Raw genomic sequence first — 14,582 nt, forward strand, 5'->3', positions numbered from 1 at the left:
CGACGCCGAGATCACGCCGACAAGAGATCGTGACTCCATGAGTGCACTCGCGCTGTCCGTGCTGCTGTCCCTGGTGTCGGCGGTCGCCTATGCCGCCGGGGCGATCCTCCAGGAACGCGTCGCGACGGACACCGCCGACCGGCCGTACGCGCCCCTGCACCACGGGGTCTGGTGGGCCGCCGTGGCCCTGAACGGCCTGGGCGGGGTGCTGCATGTCGTCGCGCTGGCGTACGGGCCGCTCAGCCTGGTCCAGCCGCTCGGTGCGCTCACCATCGTCTTCGCGCTGCCCATGGCGGCGCTCTTCGTCGGCCGCAGGGCCGGGCACACCGCCTGGCGGGGCGCGATCATGGCGTCCGTGGGGCTGGCCGGACTGCTGGCGCTGACCGACGGCGCCGATTCCCGGTCGCTGGCCGGCGAGGAGCGGCTGGTGCTGGCCGCGGGCGCCTTCGGCGCCGTGGGGCTGCTCTTCCTGGCCGCGCGGGTGGTGGGGGGCCCGGTCGTACGGAGCGTGCTGCTGGCGGGCGCGGCCGGTGTCGCGTTCGGGATCTCCTCCGTCTTCACCAAGACCGTCGCCGTGGACTGGACGTCGGCGGAGCCGACCGTGCGGGCGCCGAGCCTGGTGGTGATCGCGGTCCTCGCGGTCTGCGGGCTGCTGCTGTCGCAGGCGTCCTACCGGGGCGCCGGGCTGGCCGCGCCGCTGGCCACGGTGACCGTCGTCAATCCGGTGGTGGCCGCGGCCGTGGGACTCACCCTGTTCGACGAGCGGTTCAGCTACGACGTGCTCGGTACGGTCCTGGCGCTGGGCTCGGGTGTGGTCGCGGCGGGCGGGCTGATCCTGCTCACCACCGAGCGTCTCGCCCCGCCCCCGTCAGATCCTGACGCCGAGCGCCCGCAGGTAGGCGAGGGGGTCGATGTCGGATCCGTACCCCGGCCCCGTACGCATCTCGAAGTGGAGATGCGGTCCGGTGCTGTTGCCGGTGGATCCTGACCGCGCGATCCGCTGGCCGCTGCCGACCTGTTGGCCCTCGCGCACATTGAGCGCGGAGAGATGGGCGTACTGGCTGTACTTGCCGTCCGCGTGCCGGATGACGACCTGATAGCCGTACGACCCCTCCCAGCCGGCCGAGACCACGTGTCCGGCGGCGACGGCCTTCACCGATGTGCCGGTGGGGACCGGGAAGTCCACCCCCGTGTGATAGCCGCTGGCCCAGGAGCCCGACTGACGGTACTGCGTGCCGGTGGAGGCGGAGACCGGGGCGTTGGCCCCGCTCGTCCTGGGCTTCTCGGCGCGGACGGGTGTCTTGGCCTCCTCGCGCTTCTCGGCCTCCTTCGGCTTCTCGGTCTGCTTGGGCTTCTCGGTCTGCTTGGGCTGCTCCGCTTCCTTCGGTTTCTCCGCCTGCTTCGGCTTCTCCGCCTGCTTCGACGCGGCGGGCTTGGGCTGGGTGACGGGCTTCGCCGTCTGCTTCGGCTTCTCGGCCGGGGCGGGCTTCGCCTCGGACTGAGCGGGGGCGCCGCCCTTCGGCGCCAGAACGTGCAGGACGAGCTTCTGGCCGGGGAAGATCAGATCCGGGTCGCTGCCGATGAGCCGGCGATTCTCCTCGTACAGCCGCTGCCAGCCGCCCTTGACCGACTCGTCGACGGCGATCTCGGAGAGCGAGTCGCCACGGGCGACGGTGTAGCCCTCGCGCCGCGTCGGCACGGAGGTGGGCGACGCCTTCTCGCGTGCGACCGCCGTGCTCTTCGCCTGGATCGGGCCGCTGGTCTTCCGGGTCGCCGTACGGGGCGCGTTCGCCGCGTCACGGGCCTGGTCCGGCGTGATGTCCGGCGCGTCGCCGCCCCGGGTCAGTCCGGCGCGGACCGAGCAGGCGGGCCAGGCCCCGGGGCCCTGCCCCTTGAGCACCTTCTCCGCGACGGCGATCTGCTGGTCCTTGGTCGCGAGGTCGGCGCGCGGGGCATAGCTCCCGCCGCCGTACGCCTCCCAGGTGGACTGGGTGAACTGGAGCCCGCCGAAGTGGCCGTTACCGTTGTTGATCTGCCAGTTGGTGGTCGACTCGCAGGCCGCCACCTTCTCCCAGACATCGACCGAGGCGGCGTGTGCCGTACCCACGGCGATGAACGGCAGCGCCATCCCCGCGCCACCGGCCGTGACAGTCAGGGACGCGCGGTTGATACGGCTCGGCTGGTATCGGCGGTGCCGACCGGTTGCGGCCATGGCTGGGCTCCCCCACTGGCTGTAGGACACGTCACAAGCGGCCAACTTAGAGGCTTGGCACAGACCATGACAAGGCCTCAGCTACTCCCCGGCCACCCCTGCGTACTCAGCGTGCCATCCCGGACCGGGCCGCGTCTCAAGGAGCCGCGAATTGGCCGCCGTTGACATGGCCGCCGAGGTCCGGGGAATCTGTGCGAGGGGAGCTGGAGAGCGCTCTCCCATCGCACGAAGGGGGCGGGTATGGACGGGACGGGCATGACCGACGAGGAGATCGGCCATCTGCTGGAGAAACTGGATCTCGGACAGAAGGTGCGACTGCTGACGGGCGCGAGCACCTGGCGTACGCACGCCGAACCGGCCATCGGGCTACGGGCGATCACCTTCTCCGACGGGCCGACGGGGGTACGGGGCGAAGCCTGGGACGAGCGGGACACCTCGCTCGTGCTGCCCTCCCCCACCGCGCTCGCCGCCGCCTGGGACGACGAACTGGTCGCCGAGCTGGGCGGCCTGCTCGCCGCGGAGGCCCGGCGCAAGGGCGTCGACGTCCTGCTCGCGCCCACCCTCAATCTGCACCGGTCACCGCTGGGCGGACGGCACTTCGAGTGTCTCTCCGAGGACCCGCTGCTGGCGGGGCGCACCGGCGCCGCGCTGATCGGCGGCGTCCAGTCCGGTGGAGTCGCGGCCACCGCCAAGCACTTCGTCGCCAACGACGCGGAGACCGACCGGCTCACCGTCGATGTGCGGGTGGACGAACAGACGCTCCACGAGGTCTATCTCGCGCCCTTCGAGGCCGCCGTGGACGCCGGTGTCTGGGCGGTGATGTCCGCGTACAACCAGGTCAACGGCGCCACGATGGCGGCGGCGCCGCTGCTGGAACAGCCGCTCAAGAGCGAGTGGGGCTTCGACGGTCCTGTCATCTCCGACTGGGGCGCCGTGCGCTCCCTGCTCGACACGGCCCGCGCGGGGCAGGATCTGGCGATGCCGGGACCCGGCGGCCCGTGGGCCGACGGGCTGCGCGCCGCCGTGGAGCAGGGGCTCGTCCCTCTGGAACGGATCGATGACAAGGTACGGCGACTGCTGCGGCTGGCCGAACGGGTGGGCGCTCTGGGGCCTGCCCGTTCGACCTCCGCGGTGCCGGACGTCGCGGGCCCGCGAAGATCGTCCGGACAGGACCTGGGCGATCCGCCCCGGGTACGGCGGCCGACGGCCCGGCCGGCCGGCGGGCCCGGGGGCCCTCCCCGCGCGCTGCTGCGCCGGGCGGTCGCCGCAGGCACCGTTCTGCTGCGCAACGACGGGGAGTTGCTGCCCCTCGACCCCGCGCGGCTGCGCTCCGTCGCGGTCATCGGGGCGCACGCCGCGGCGGTACGGATCCAGGGCGGCGGCAGCGCGGAGGTGTTCCCCGCCTCGCTGGTCTCCCCACTGGACGGCGTCCGGGCGGCCCTGGCCGGGACCGCCGAGGTGACGTACTCCCCCGGTCTTCCCCCGAGCGCGCTGCCCCGGCCGCTGGACCCGGCGGGGACCGACGGGCCGTTCATCCGCGATCCGGTCAGTGGTGACCCTGGCGTGCTGGTACGGCTGTTGGACACGCACGGCGCCGAACTCCACGCGGAACACCGGCTGTCCGGCCGGATCGTGGAACCGGCCAGGGTGCCGGGCGCGGAGACCGTGGAGATCCGGGCCCTGATCCGGCCCCGCCGGGGAGGCGAGTGGACACTCGCGGTCGGCGGCTGGGGACCGCTCTCCCTCTCCGTCGCGGGCCGGACCCTGCTGGCCGGCACCTTCCCGCTGGACTCCGACGATCCGACCCGGGTCCATGTCGCCCCGCCGTACCGGTGCGTACGTACCGCACTGGCCGCCGGGGAAGAGGTGGAGGTCGTCGCCAGACGCGGCCTGGCCGCCGGTACCGGAGTGGCGACGATCCTGGCCGCCGCCCCGCCCCCGGGCGACGCCGCGGCGGCGCTCGCCTCGGCCGTCGCGGCGGCCACGGACGCGGACGCCGCCGTGGTCGTCGTGGGCACCACCGAGGAGAGCGAGTCGGAGGGCCGCGACCGTGACACGCTCGCACTGCCCGACGGCCAGGACGAGTTGGTACGGGCCGTCGTCCGCGCCAATCCCCGTACGGCCGTGATCCTCAACGCGGGCGGTCCCGTCGCCCTCCCCTGGCGCGCCGAGGTGCCCGCGCTGCTGCTCGCCTGGTTCCCGGGGCAGGAGGCCGGGGACGGACTGGCGGACGTCCTGTTCGGCCGCGCCGAGCCAGGCGGCCGGCTGCCCACCACCTGGGCGGCGGCCGAGGCGGACGTGCCCGTCCTGAACACCCGCCCGGAGCGGGGTCAGCTCCACTACTCCGAGGGCCCGTACATCGGCTATCGCGCCTGGCTGCGCTCGGGCGTCTCCCCGGCCCACTGGTTCGGCCACGGTCTGGGCTACACCAGTTGGTCGTACGAGGCGATGGAGGCACCGTCCGAGGTGATCGCGGGCGAGCCCTTCGAGGTACGGATACGGCTGCGCAACACGGGCCGCAGACAGGGCCGCGAGGTGGTCCAGCTCTATCTGTCCTGCCCCTCGCCCGCGAGCGGACCGGCGACGCGGCGGCTCGTCGGATACACGGCGGCCGTCGCGGACCCGGGCGAGGAAGTCGTCGCGGTGGTACGGGTGGACGGCCGGGCGACCGAGCGCTGGTCGGCGGAGCGCCACCGCCGGGAGACCGTACCGGGCGAACTGCTGCTGCGCGGCGGCCGGTCGGCCGGAGATCTGCCGCTCAGCGCGGTGATCACGGCGTCCGCACCGCCGGGAAGGTCACCGGGGGCGACCACGGAGAGCGCTCTCCGCTGATGCTATAAATGGGGCCATGACGGAAGACCCGAGACCGGCCGGTTCACCCACGCTGGAGGATGTGGCGCGAGCGGCCGGTGTCTCCCGCGCCACGGTCTCACGGGTCGTCAACGGGGTCCGCAATGTCGACCCGGTGATCCAGGAGTCCGTACGGCAGGCGGTGGCCGCGACCGGCTACACCCCCAACCGCGCGGCCCGCTCCCTGGTCACTCGTCGTACGGACGCGATCGCCCTGGTGGTCTCGGGCGCGGGGGACGACCCGGCTCCGGAGGACGAGGCCGCCGCCCCGCACCCCGCCGGACCGACGGGCGGCGACGGCGACCGCGACGCGCGCCGGGCCGATGAGCCCGACGGCGGGGCCGGATCCTCCTTCACCGCCGAGGTGTTCGCCGACCCGTTCTTCGGCCGGGTGGTGACCGGGGTCGTCAACTACCTCCGGCCGCGCGGGATGTATCCGGTCCTGATGTTCGCCGAGACCTCGCGCGCCCGCGACGAGGTCGTCTCGTATCTCCGTCAGGGCAGCGCCGACGGCGCCCTGGTCGTGTCGACCCATGCCGATGATCCGCTGCCCGCCTTGATCACGGATGCCGGGCTGCCCGCCGTTCTGTACGCGCGCCCCTCCCGGCCCACCCGGATCAGTTATGTCGATCTCGCCCACCAGGACGGCGCGCGACTGGCCGCCGAACATCTGCTGGCACGCGGCTGCCGCCGGATCGCCACGATCACCGGACCGCTGGACGTGCCCGCCGGACAGGACCGGCTGGCGGGTTTCCGCGACACGATGGCGCGCGCCGGGCAGCCGTATCTCCCGCTCGCCGAGGGCCGGTTCACCCAGGAGAGCGGTGAGGCGGCCATGGCCCGGCTGCTGGCCGAACACCCGGATGTGGACGGTGTGTTCGCGGCGAACGACCTGATGGCGGTGGGTGCCTGCCATGTACTGCGGGAGCACGGCAGACGGGTGCCCGAGGATGTGGCGGTGATCGGGTTCGACGACAGCAGCGCCGCCGCCGCGTGCCGGCCGCCGCTGACCACCGTCAGACAGCCCGTGGAGGAGATGGCGGCGGAGATGTCCCGGCTGCTGCTGGACCGGCTCGCCGGCTCTGACCGCGCGGTGACGTCGGTGATCTTCGAGCCGTCGCTGGTGGTACGCGGATCGGCCTAGGTTCTGACCGCCCGCGGGGAGATTGGCGTACTCCTCGACGCGCTTGATCCCACCGGCCTTGGCGCCAGGCTTCGTATGGGCTGCGCGGCAGGCAACCCCGGGTGCCGGGGCGTCAGACGCGGCGAGCGGCCCAGACCGTGCGCTCGGTGCGTACGGCGAGATCGTCGCGGCGCAGGATGCTGTTCGGGCCGTCCGTGTCGAGAAGCTTGTCGAGTGCGGCGAGGTCCTCGGGGCCGAGTGCGGGTGCGGCGACGCCGCGGATGCGCTGCAGGCTGCTGTAGGCGTAGCGGCCGATCGCTTCGCCGCGCTCACCTTCGATGTTCACGGTGATGGTGCGCTCGGCTTCGACGGTGAAGCCGGCGGCGGTGAGCATCGGGCCCCAGTCGGCGCCCCGGTGCGGGACATGCTCGGCGTGGAAGCTGTCGGTCGCGGCATGGGCGCGTTCTTCGAGCCCAGGCCGGTCCTCGGGGGCGTCGGCCGGCAGGAAGCGGGGGAAACCCGCGAGCTCGACGACGGCGAACAGGCCGCCGGGAGCGAGCAGGTCGTGGACGCTCGCGAGGGCGCGGTCGGGGTTGGCCATGTGGTGCATCGAGGCCGAGGCCCACACCAGGTCCGGTGTGCCGAGGTCGGGCCAGTGGTGGGTGTCGAGGTCGGCCCGCACGGTGCGCACGCGCTCCCGCACGCCACGCGCGCCTGCCTTTTCGCGCAGGAGCCGGAGGTGCCCGGTCGAGGTGTCGACGGCGGTGACATACGCCTCGGGGAAGCGGTCGAGGAGCGCGAAGGTGCCCGCTCCTGTGCCGCAGCCCAGGTCCACGATCTGGCGCGGCTCGCTCTTGAGCGGCAGCCAGGCGGTGATGGAGGCGATGTGCTCGGCGAGCACATCGGCGTCGAGGTCGAGGATTTCCGCCTGGCCACTGTCGTCGTGCGACTGGTGGTGGCCGTGTGAGTCGCCATGGTGGGACGTGTGCTGGTGCGCTGGGGTCATGGCAACACCGTAAGACGGTCATGCGTAGTTAGCACGACTGTTTGCGGAATACGCAAGAAGGTGGCCCGGTGCGCTGCCCATCACGCAAGATCTCCCGGCGGAGCGGGGTCTCCCGGCGGAGCGGGGTCTCCCGGCGGAGCGGGGTCTCCCGGCGCGAGCCGCCGGGTCCTATTCGCAGGGGCCCCGCTCGCCTCCGCAGTCGGCTTCGGTGCCGTCGGCGCCGGCGTCTTTCCGGTGGCCGCGGCGGGCGTCGCGGTCGAAGATCCCCATGATCTCGCACGGTCCGCCCTCGGCGCCGATGGCGTGCGGCATCATGGTGGGGAACTGGGCGGCCTGGTTGGTCTCGATGCGAAAGCGCCGGTGGCCGAGCATGAGGATGGCCGTGCCGGACAGCACGACGAGCCATTCGCGGCCGGGGTGGGCGCGCATGCGGGCCGGGTTGTCGGGCGGCGGGCCGGTCATCCTCTGACGCATCACGCTCATGCCGGGGTCGCCCTTCATGGGCCAGCGCATCAGGCCGTGAGCGCTGTCGATCATCGGGCTGATGATGACTTCGTCGGCGGCGTTCTCCACGAGCTGGTCCAAGGTGGTGTCCAGGGCGCGGGCGAGAGTGACGAGCTGATCCAGGGCGAGGCGGCGCTGACCGTTCTCGATGCGGCTCAGTGAGGACTGGCTGAGGTTGGCGCGGGTGGCCAGTTCCTCCAGTGACCAGCCCTGCGCGACGCGCAGCGCGCGGATCCGTTTGCGTACGAGGCTGTCCAGCTGCCCATCTTCTTGCGTCATGAGCAACATGGTATGCCCTTGATGCAAGACGGGTTTAACGTCGCATACAGCTGGCCGGCAACGCCACCGACCTCACCACCGCCGTCCAGCGGTCCGCGCGGTAAGCGAGTCCCTCTCTCTCACCAACCTGGCGACCGGTCCTGTCCCGGCGCTGATTCCGCATGCCCTTTGGGAAGGAAATCATGAGTATCAATCAGTCTCCACGGACGGCGGCCGCGCCGACCGCCGGCGAGGGTACGCCGGACGCGCGTCAGCTGCGCGCGATCCTGATCAGCGTCTCGATCGCACTGATGGCTGTCATCGCCTCGGTGTCAGGGCTGAACGTCGCCCAGACCCATATGGCCGTCGAGTTCGGCGCCTCGCAGAGCACCGTCCTGTGGATCATCAATATCTACACCCTCGCCCTGGCCGCGCTGCTGCTGCCGCTCGGCGCGATCGGTGACCGTCTGGGCCGCAAGCCCATGCTGATCACCGGACTGGTCATCTTCAGTGCCGCCGGAATCGTCGCGGGTCTGGCCCCGTCGGCCGGGGTAATGATCGCCGCCCGTGTGGCCGCCGGCGTCAGCGCCGCGATGATCATGCCGATCACGCTGGCCGTCATCACCTCCACCTTCCCTGAGGAGGAGCGGGGGAAGGCGATCGGAGTGTGGACCGGTGTCGCCGGAGGCGGCGGCATCCTGGGAATGTTCCTCTCCGCCCTGCTGGTCGATGTCGCCGACTGGCGCCGGCTGTTCGTGCTGCCTGTGGTCCTGGCCGTCGTCGCGCTGGCGATGACACTCAAGTCGGTGCCCAACTCCCGTGAACGCTCCTCCCATTCCTTCGACACCATCGGTGCACTGGTCTCCACCGTCGCCGTGATCGGTCTCATCTTCGTCCTGCAGGAAGGCCCCGAGCGCGGCTGGACCGCCCCCATCACCCTGATCGGTCTGGCCGTCGGCGTCGTCGCCGCCATCGCCTTCGTGGCCTGGGAGCTGCACCGCCGCGACGCGTCGCTGCTGGACGTACGCCTCTTCCGTGAGCGCGGCCTGGCCTCCGGCTCCATCACCCTGCTCGTCGTCTTCGGCGTCCAGGCCGGTATCGCCGTCGTTCTCTTCCCGTTCTTCCAGGCCGTACTCGGCTGGTCCGGGCTGCTGTCCACCGTGGCGATGATGCCGATGGCCGTCATGATGATGATGACCTCCGGCCTGGCCCCCAAGATGGTCGCCAGGATCGGCGCCCGCTCCACCATGACCGTGGGCGTGGCCCTGGCCGCTCTTGGCCTGACCCTGATGGCGCTGTTCGTGTCCGTTGACGGCGGCTACCTGTCCATCCTGGCCGGCATGCTCGCCATGGGGATCGGCATGGGTCTGTCGATGACACCCTCCACCGAGGTCATCACCAGCTCACTGCCCCGCGCCAAGCAGGGCGTTGCCTCCGCGCTCAACGACGTCACCCGCGAGTTCGGCACCGCCCTGGGTGTCGCCATGCTCGGAGCTCTGCTGGCCAGTGGCTACCGCGGCGCCATCGACGGCAAGCTCGACGGCATCCCCGGCGGGGCCGCGGACACCGCACGCGAAGGCATCGCCAACGCCATCGAGGTCGCGCCCACGACCGGCAGCCACGCCCAGGACCTGATCCACGCCGCGCAGCGGTCGTTCGTCGACGGCTGGCAGCAGGCCATGTGGATCGGCGCCGCCGTCATGGCCGTCCTGCTCGTCTACGTCGCCCTGCGCGGCCCGAAGAACAGCGCGCCCCCGCGCTTCAACCCGGGGCGGCGACGGTCATGAGGGCTCTCCCGACGTGGCGGGGGCCGAGTTGGCGGAGGCGCGCCGCCAGCGCTGCGGCGCCACCGCCCCGCCCGGCTCAGCCGGACCCGCCTGGCGGGGAACGCTCGGGCGGCTCCCGCCCCGTGCGAGGAAGGCGGCGAGCGGCAGCGTGGCCGCGCCGACCGTGACCGCGTCAGGACCCAGTTCGCCCAGCTCGATCGTGGTACGCGCCGCCGCGTGGCCCAGCGCGTACTGCTCCGCGTGGCGCCGGATCGCGGGCAGCAGACGCGGGCCGATGAGCAGCCCGGCCCAGCCGCCGAGCAGGATGCGCTCGGGCAGGAACAGATTGATCAGATCGCCGACGGCCGCGCCCAGGCATTCCGCGGTGTCGTCGAGGAGCGAGACGGCCAGCGGGTCGGGCGGGGGCCCGCCGGGTCCGGGGAAGGCGGCGAGCAGCAGGGCGGCGAGCGCGGTCTCGTCGTCCGCGTCCTCGGGGAGCGAACCGCCCGCCTCGTACCAGCGTTCGCGCAGCGCCTCCGCTCCGGCGTACGCCTCCAGACAGCCGATGGAGCCGCAGCGGCAGCGACGACCGCGCATCCGTACCGTGGTGTGGCCCCATTCGAGGGCGCTGCTCCGGCCGCTCTCCTCGATCAGGGCGCCGCCATGGATGACGCTCGCGCCGATGCCGGAGCCGATGAGCGCGATGGCGGCGGTGCCCGCGCCCCGGCCGCCGCCGAACCACATCTCGGCCTGGCCGAGGGTCTTGGCGCCGTTGTCGATGAACAGCGGTACTTCGGAGGGGACTTCGAGGACGGCTCGGAGCAACTTCTCGAAGGGCACCGCGTGCCAGCCGATGGTGGGACCGTGGACCGTGGCTCCGGCCGGGCCGCCGTGCTCGATGATGCCGGGGACTCCGATGCCGATGCCGAGAAGCCGCTCCGGGTCGGCACCGGCGTCGCGCAGCACATCGGAGACGCCGATCCGGACGTGGTTCACAATGCGTTCGACGTCGTAGCCGTGCCGGGCGGGCCCTGGGGCCTTTCGCTTGGATCCTGCCGGGCTCGCGTGCCCCGGTGCCGCGCCTCGCCACGTTGTCGTCGGTCGCCGACGCTCCGCGTCGGCTCCCTCCTCCGCCGTGCGATCCACGGCGCCGGATCCCGCTCCCTGATCCGGCCTGATCCAGGCGAAAGGCCCGAGCAGCCGGTCGGTGCGGGCCAGTTCGGTGAGCGACAGATCGAACAGCTCGACCCGGACACGGGTCTCACCGATGTCGATGCCGATGAGCAGACCGCCGCCGGGGGCGACCCGCAGCAGGGTACGGGGACGGCCGCCGTCCGAATCGACCACGCCCGCTTCTTCGAGAAGGCCCTCGGCGGCCAGTTCCGCAACGACGTTGCTGATGGATCCTGAACTCAGTCCGGTGGCGGGACCGAGCTCCTGGCGGCTCAGCGGACCGTCGAAATACAACCGCCGCACAACCCGGGCACGGTTCCCCCTGCGCAGGTCACGCACCGTCCGTCTGTTGCGTTCTGCCATGTTGCTCCTTCCCTCGACGCAACATACCCCGGTCGCAGACCTTGACGCGACCTTCGCTCACCTCTTAAATCACGTCATAAATTAAGTCATGGAGGCCGTTCGACTCTCGAACGCAGCCATCCCCGGAAAGGGGCCACCTCTCATGCGCAAAGCCAGAGCCGCCGCAGCCATCGTCCTCGCCAGTACCCTCACCGCCGTCGCCGGATGCGGCGGGGGCTCCTCGTCCGATGGTGGCAGCAACGAGTCACCCAAGACGCTGACCTACTGGGCGTCCAACCAAGGGCCCAGCATCGAGGCGGACAAGAAGATACTCACCCCTGAACTGAAGAAGTTCGAGGAGGAGACCGGGATCAAGGTCAAGCTGGAGGTGGTCCCCTGGGCCGACCTGCTCAACCGGATCCTCGCCGCCACCACCTCGGGACAGGGCCCCGATGTGCTGAACATCGGTAACACCTGGTCGGCCTCGCTCCAGGCCAGCGGCGCGCTGCTGCCGTGGGACCAGAAGAACTTCGACGCGATCGGCGGCCGGGACCGGTTCGTCGACTCGGCGGTCGCCTCGACGGGCGCGGAGGGCCAGGACCCCGCGGCCGTACCGCTGTACTCGCTCGCGTACGCGCTCTATTACAACAAGAAGATGTTCGCCGACGCCGGGATCTCCCAGCCGCCGGCCACCTGGGACCAGTTGATCGCCGACGGCAAGAAGATCTCCAAGGACGGCAAGTGGGCGCTGGGCGCCGAGGGCTCCAACCTCTCGAACAACATCCACCAGGTCTTCGCCCTCGGTAAGCAGCACGGAGCCGACTTCTTCGACAAGGCGGGCAAACCGACCTTCACCTCCGACGGCGCCGTCGCCGCCGTGAAGCAGTACATCGACTTCATGGCCAAGGACAAGATCATCGCTCCGGGCAACGCGGAGTACGCCCAGAACCAGTCCCTACAGGACTTCGCCAAGGGCAAGACGGCGATGGTCCTGTGGCAGGCCGCGGCCACGACCTTCGCCTCCCAGGGCATGAAGCCCGAGGACTGGGGCGTGGCGCCCGTACCCGTGGCGTCCGGCACCCCCGGCACCGGCCAGAACCTCAACTCCATGGTCGCCGGTATCAACATCGCGGTGTTCAAGAACACCAAGAACATCGACGGCGCCAAGAAGTTCGTGAAGTTCATGACGAGCGACGCCGAGCAGACGCTGCTCAACAAGACCTTCGGCGCGGTCCCGCCCGTCAAGGCCGCGCAGGACGACCCGGCGTTCTCCGCCCCGGACGTGAAGGTCCTGCGTGACACGCTGGCCACCAGCGCCGCACCGCTCCCCCAGGTCGCGAACGAGTCGCAGTTCGAGACGACCGTCGGTACGGCCGTCAAGGGTCTGTTCGCCGACGCCGCGGCGGGCAAGCCGGTGACCACCGAATCCGTCAAGGCGGCCCTGACCAAGGCCCAGCAGCAGATGGCGCAGTGAGGCTCTCCCCATGACCGCCACCGTGACCCCCAGCAGTGGGCACAAGGCGGGCAATACGGAGAAGACGGACAGTGGGGGTGCGCGCGGACGACGTCTGCCGCGCATCCCCGACCGGATCCGTCAGGGCGGACTGCCCTATCTCCTGCTGCTGCCTGCCGTCGCGCTCGAACTGCTCATCCACATCATCCCGATGGTGATCGGGATCTGGGTGAGCTTCCGGCAGCTCACCCAGTTCTTCATCCGGAACTGGGGCAACTCCCCCTTCGCCGGCCTCGACAACTACAAGATCGCCATCGACTTCGACGCCCCGATCGGTCAGGCGCTGCTCCACTCGTTCCTGGTGACCTGCGCCTTCACCGTGCTCTCGGTCGGGCTGTCCTGGCTGCTCGGCGTTACGGCGGCGATCATGCTCCAGGAGAACTTCCGCGGCCGGAGCGTCCTGCGGACGATCTTCCTCGTCCCGTACGCCCTGCCGGTGTACGCGGCGGTGATCACCTGGGCGTTCATGTTCCAGCACGACAACGGCCTCATCAATCACCTCCTGTACGACCAGCTCGGCCTCACCGACAAGCCGTCGTTCTGGCTGATCGGCAACAACAGCTTCGTCGCGCTGGTCGTCGTCTCGCTCTGGAAGTCCTGGCCCTTCGCGTTCCTGATGCTGATGGCGGCTCTCCAGAACATCCCTCGTGATCTCTACGAGGCCGCCTCCATCGACGGGGCGGGCATCTGGCAGCAGATCCGCAGGATCACCCTGCCCTCGCTGCGCCCGGTCAACCAGGTGCTGGTGCTCGTGCTGTTCCTCTGGACGTTCAACGACTTCAACACGCCGTATGTGCTGTTCGGCAAGTCGGCGCCGGAAGCGGCGGATCTGATCTCGATCCATATCTACCAGTCGTCGTTCGTCACCTGGAACTTCGGTTCCGGATCCGCGATGTCCGTCCTGCTGCTGCTCTTCCTGCTGCTGGTCACGGCCGTCTATCTGTTGCTCACCTCACGGGGAAGGAAGGGCTCGGATGTCTAGGCCCAGGTCTCCGATGGCACCGCCGCGGTCGTTCCTCTGGACGCGCCGGGTCATTCTGACGGGGCTGGCGGCCTTCGCGCTGCTGCCCGTCTATGTGATGGTCAGCAGTTCGCTCAAGCCGCTCCAGGATGTGTCGGGGAAGTTCCAGTGGTTCCCGACGAACCTCACGATCCGCCCGTACTTCGACATCTGGAAGACCGTCCCGCTCGCCAAGTACTTCGTGAACTCGCTGATCGTGGCGGGTTCGGCGACCGTACTGTCCGTGGTGATCGCGGTGTTCGCCGCGTACGCGGTGAGCCGCTACCGCTTCCGCGGCAAGCGCCTCTTCACGGTCACGGTGCTCTCCACCCAGATGTTCCCCGGCATCCTCTTCCTGCTCCCGCTGTTCCTGATCTTCGTGAACATCGGGAACAGCACGGGTGTCGAGCTGTACGGCTCGCGCGGCGGTCTGATCCTCACCTATCTGACGTTCTCGCTGCCGTTCTCCATCTGGATGCTGATCGGATACTTCGACTCCATCCCGAGAGAGCTCGACGAGGCCGCGATGGTGGACGGCTGCGGACCCATCCGCGCCCTGTTCCGGGTGGTCGTGCCGGCCGCGGTCCCCGGGATCGTCGCCGTCGCCGTCTACGCGTTCATGACGGCGTGGGGCGAGGTCCTCTTCGCCTCCGTCATGACCAACGACACCACCAGGACCCTCGCCGTCGGCCTCCAGGGCTACGCCACCCAGAACGACGTCTACTGGAACCAGATCATGGCCGCCTCGCTGGTCGTCAGCGTGCCGGTGGTCATCGGGTTCCTTCTTCTCCAGCGCTACCTCGTCGCCGGCCTGACCGCGGGCGCCGTGAAGTGA

The 14,582-nt window shown here is 70.6% G+C and carries 11 protein-coding genes; 7 read left to right on the plus strand and 4 right to left on the minus strand.

Translation table 11 applies throughout. The annotated features are described in order from the left end of the window. Nucleotides 1-37 precede the first annotated feature (37 nt). Entirely contained in the window at nucleotides 38-988 is a 951-nt protein-coding gene (locus tag AB0M67_RS15750; protein ID WP_365745917.1) for a DMT family transporter, read from the plus strand. Here AB0M67_RS15750 and AB0M67_RS15755 read toward each other — a convergent pair. Next, the gene (locus AB0M67_RS15755; protein ID WP_365745918.1) at nucleotides 869-2,212 is read right to left on the minus strand and encodes a peptidoglycan DD-metalloendopeptidase family protein; all 1,344 of its coding nucleotides are present in this window, start codon (nucleotides 2,210-2,212) and stop codon (nucleotides 869-871) included. The two genes, AB0M67_RS15750 and AB0M67_RS15755, sit on opposite strands and share 120 nt — an antisense overlap. Nucleotides 2,213-2,452: 240 nt before the next feature. On the opposite strand from AB0M67_RS15755, the gene AB0M67_RS15760 reads away from it, so the two are divergent. Both AB0M67_RS15760 and AB0M67_RS15765 read left to right on the plus strand, forming a co-directional pair. Beyond that, nucleotides 2,453-5,044: a glycoside hydrolase family 3 C-terminal domain-containing protein gene (locus AB0M67_RS15760; protein WP_365745919.1), complete on the plus strand. Its 2,592-nt coding sequence runs from the start codon at nucleotides 2,453-2,455 to the stop codon at nucleotides 5,042-5,044. 16 nt (nucleotides 5,045-5,060) lie between these two features. Further along, nucleotides 5,061-6,206: a LacI family DNA-binding transcriptional regulator gene (locus tag AB0M67_RS15765; protein ID WP_365745920.1), complete on the plus strand. Its 1,146-nt coding sequence runs from the start codon at nucleotides 5,061-5,063 to the stop codon at nucleotides 6,204-6,206. Nucleotides 6,207-6,318: 112 nt separating this feature from the next. Here the strand turns inward: AB0M67_RS15765 and AB0M67_RS15770 are convergent, their stop codons facing one another. Next, nucleotides 6,319-7,191, minus strand: a complete 873-nt coding sequence (locus AB0M67_RS15770) for a class I SAM-dependent methyltransferase (protein WP_365745921.1) — start codon at nucleotides 7,189-7,191, stop codon at nucleotides 6,319-6,321. A 168-nt stretch (nucleotides 7,192-7,359) separates the two neighbouring features. After that, on the minus strand, nucleotides 7,360-7,974 hold the full coding sequence (locus AB0M67_RS15775; RefSeq protein WP_365745922.1) for an XRE family transcriptional regulator: 615 nt from the start codon (nucleotides 7,972-7,974) through the stop codon (nucleotides 7,360-7,362). 182 nt (nucleotides 7,975-8,156) lie between these two features. Between AB0M67_RS15775 and AB0M67_RS15780 the strand changes: the two genes are divergently transcribed. Continuing rightward, nucleotides 8,157-9,740 carry an MFS transporter gene (locus tag AB0M67_RS15780; protein ID WP_365745923.1) on the plus strand — a complete coding sequence of 528 codons (1,584 nt, stop codon included), beginning with the start codon at nucleotides 8,157-8,159 and terminating at the stop codon, nucleotides 9,738-9,740. Here AB0M67_RS15780 and AB0M67_RS15785 read toward each other — a convergent pair. Then, a complete protein-coding gene (locus tag AB0M67_RS15785) occupies nucleotides 9,735-11,255 on the minus strand; it encodes an ROK family transcriptional regulator (RefSeq protein WP_365745924.1) in 1,521 nt (506 codons plus the stop codon). The two genes, AB0M67_RS15780 and AB0M67_RS15785, sit on opposite strands and share 6 nt — an antisense overlap. Before the next feature lie 142 nt (nucleotides 11,256-11,397). Between AB0M67_RS15785 and AB0M67_RS15790 the strand changes: the two genes are divergently transcribed. From AB0M67_RS15790 to AB0M67_RS15800, 3 genes are read left to right on the plus strand one after another with little or no spacing between them, the layout of a single operon-like run. Continuing rightward, complete coding sequence (locus AB0M67_RS15790) at nucleotides 11,398-12,708, plus strand: sugar ABC transporter substrate-binding protein (RefSeq protein ID WP_365745926.1); 1,311 nt, start codon at nucleotides 11,398-11,400, stop codon at nucleotides 12,706-12,708. A gap of 10 nt (nucleotides 12,709-12,718) precedes the next feature. Further along, nucleotides 12,719-13,729, plus strand: a complete 1,011-nt coding sequence (locus tag AB0M67_RS15795; RefSeq protein WP_365745928.1) for a sugar ABC transporter permease — start codon at nucleotides 12,719-12,721, stop codon at nucleotides 13,727-13,729. After that, a complete protein-coding gene (locus AB0M67_RS15800; RefSeq protein ID WP_365745929.1) occupies nucleotides 13,722-14,582 on the plus strand; it encodes a carbohydrate ABC transporter permease in 861 nt (286 codons plus the stop codon). The genes AB0M67_RS15795 and AB0M67_RS15800 overlap by 8 nt, the downstream gene beginning before the upstream one ends.

Origin of the sequence: Streptomyces sp. NPDC051662 (assembly GCF_040681655.1) — a bacterium.
In the GTDB taxonomy this organism is placed as follows: Bacteria; Actinomycetota; Actinomycetes; order Streptomycetales; family Streptomycetaceae; genus Streptomyces.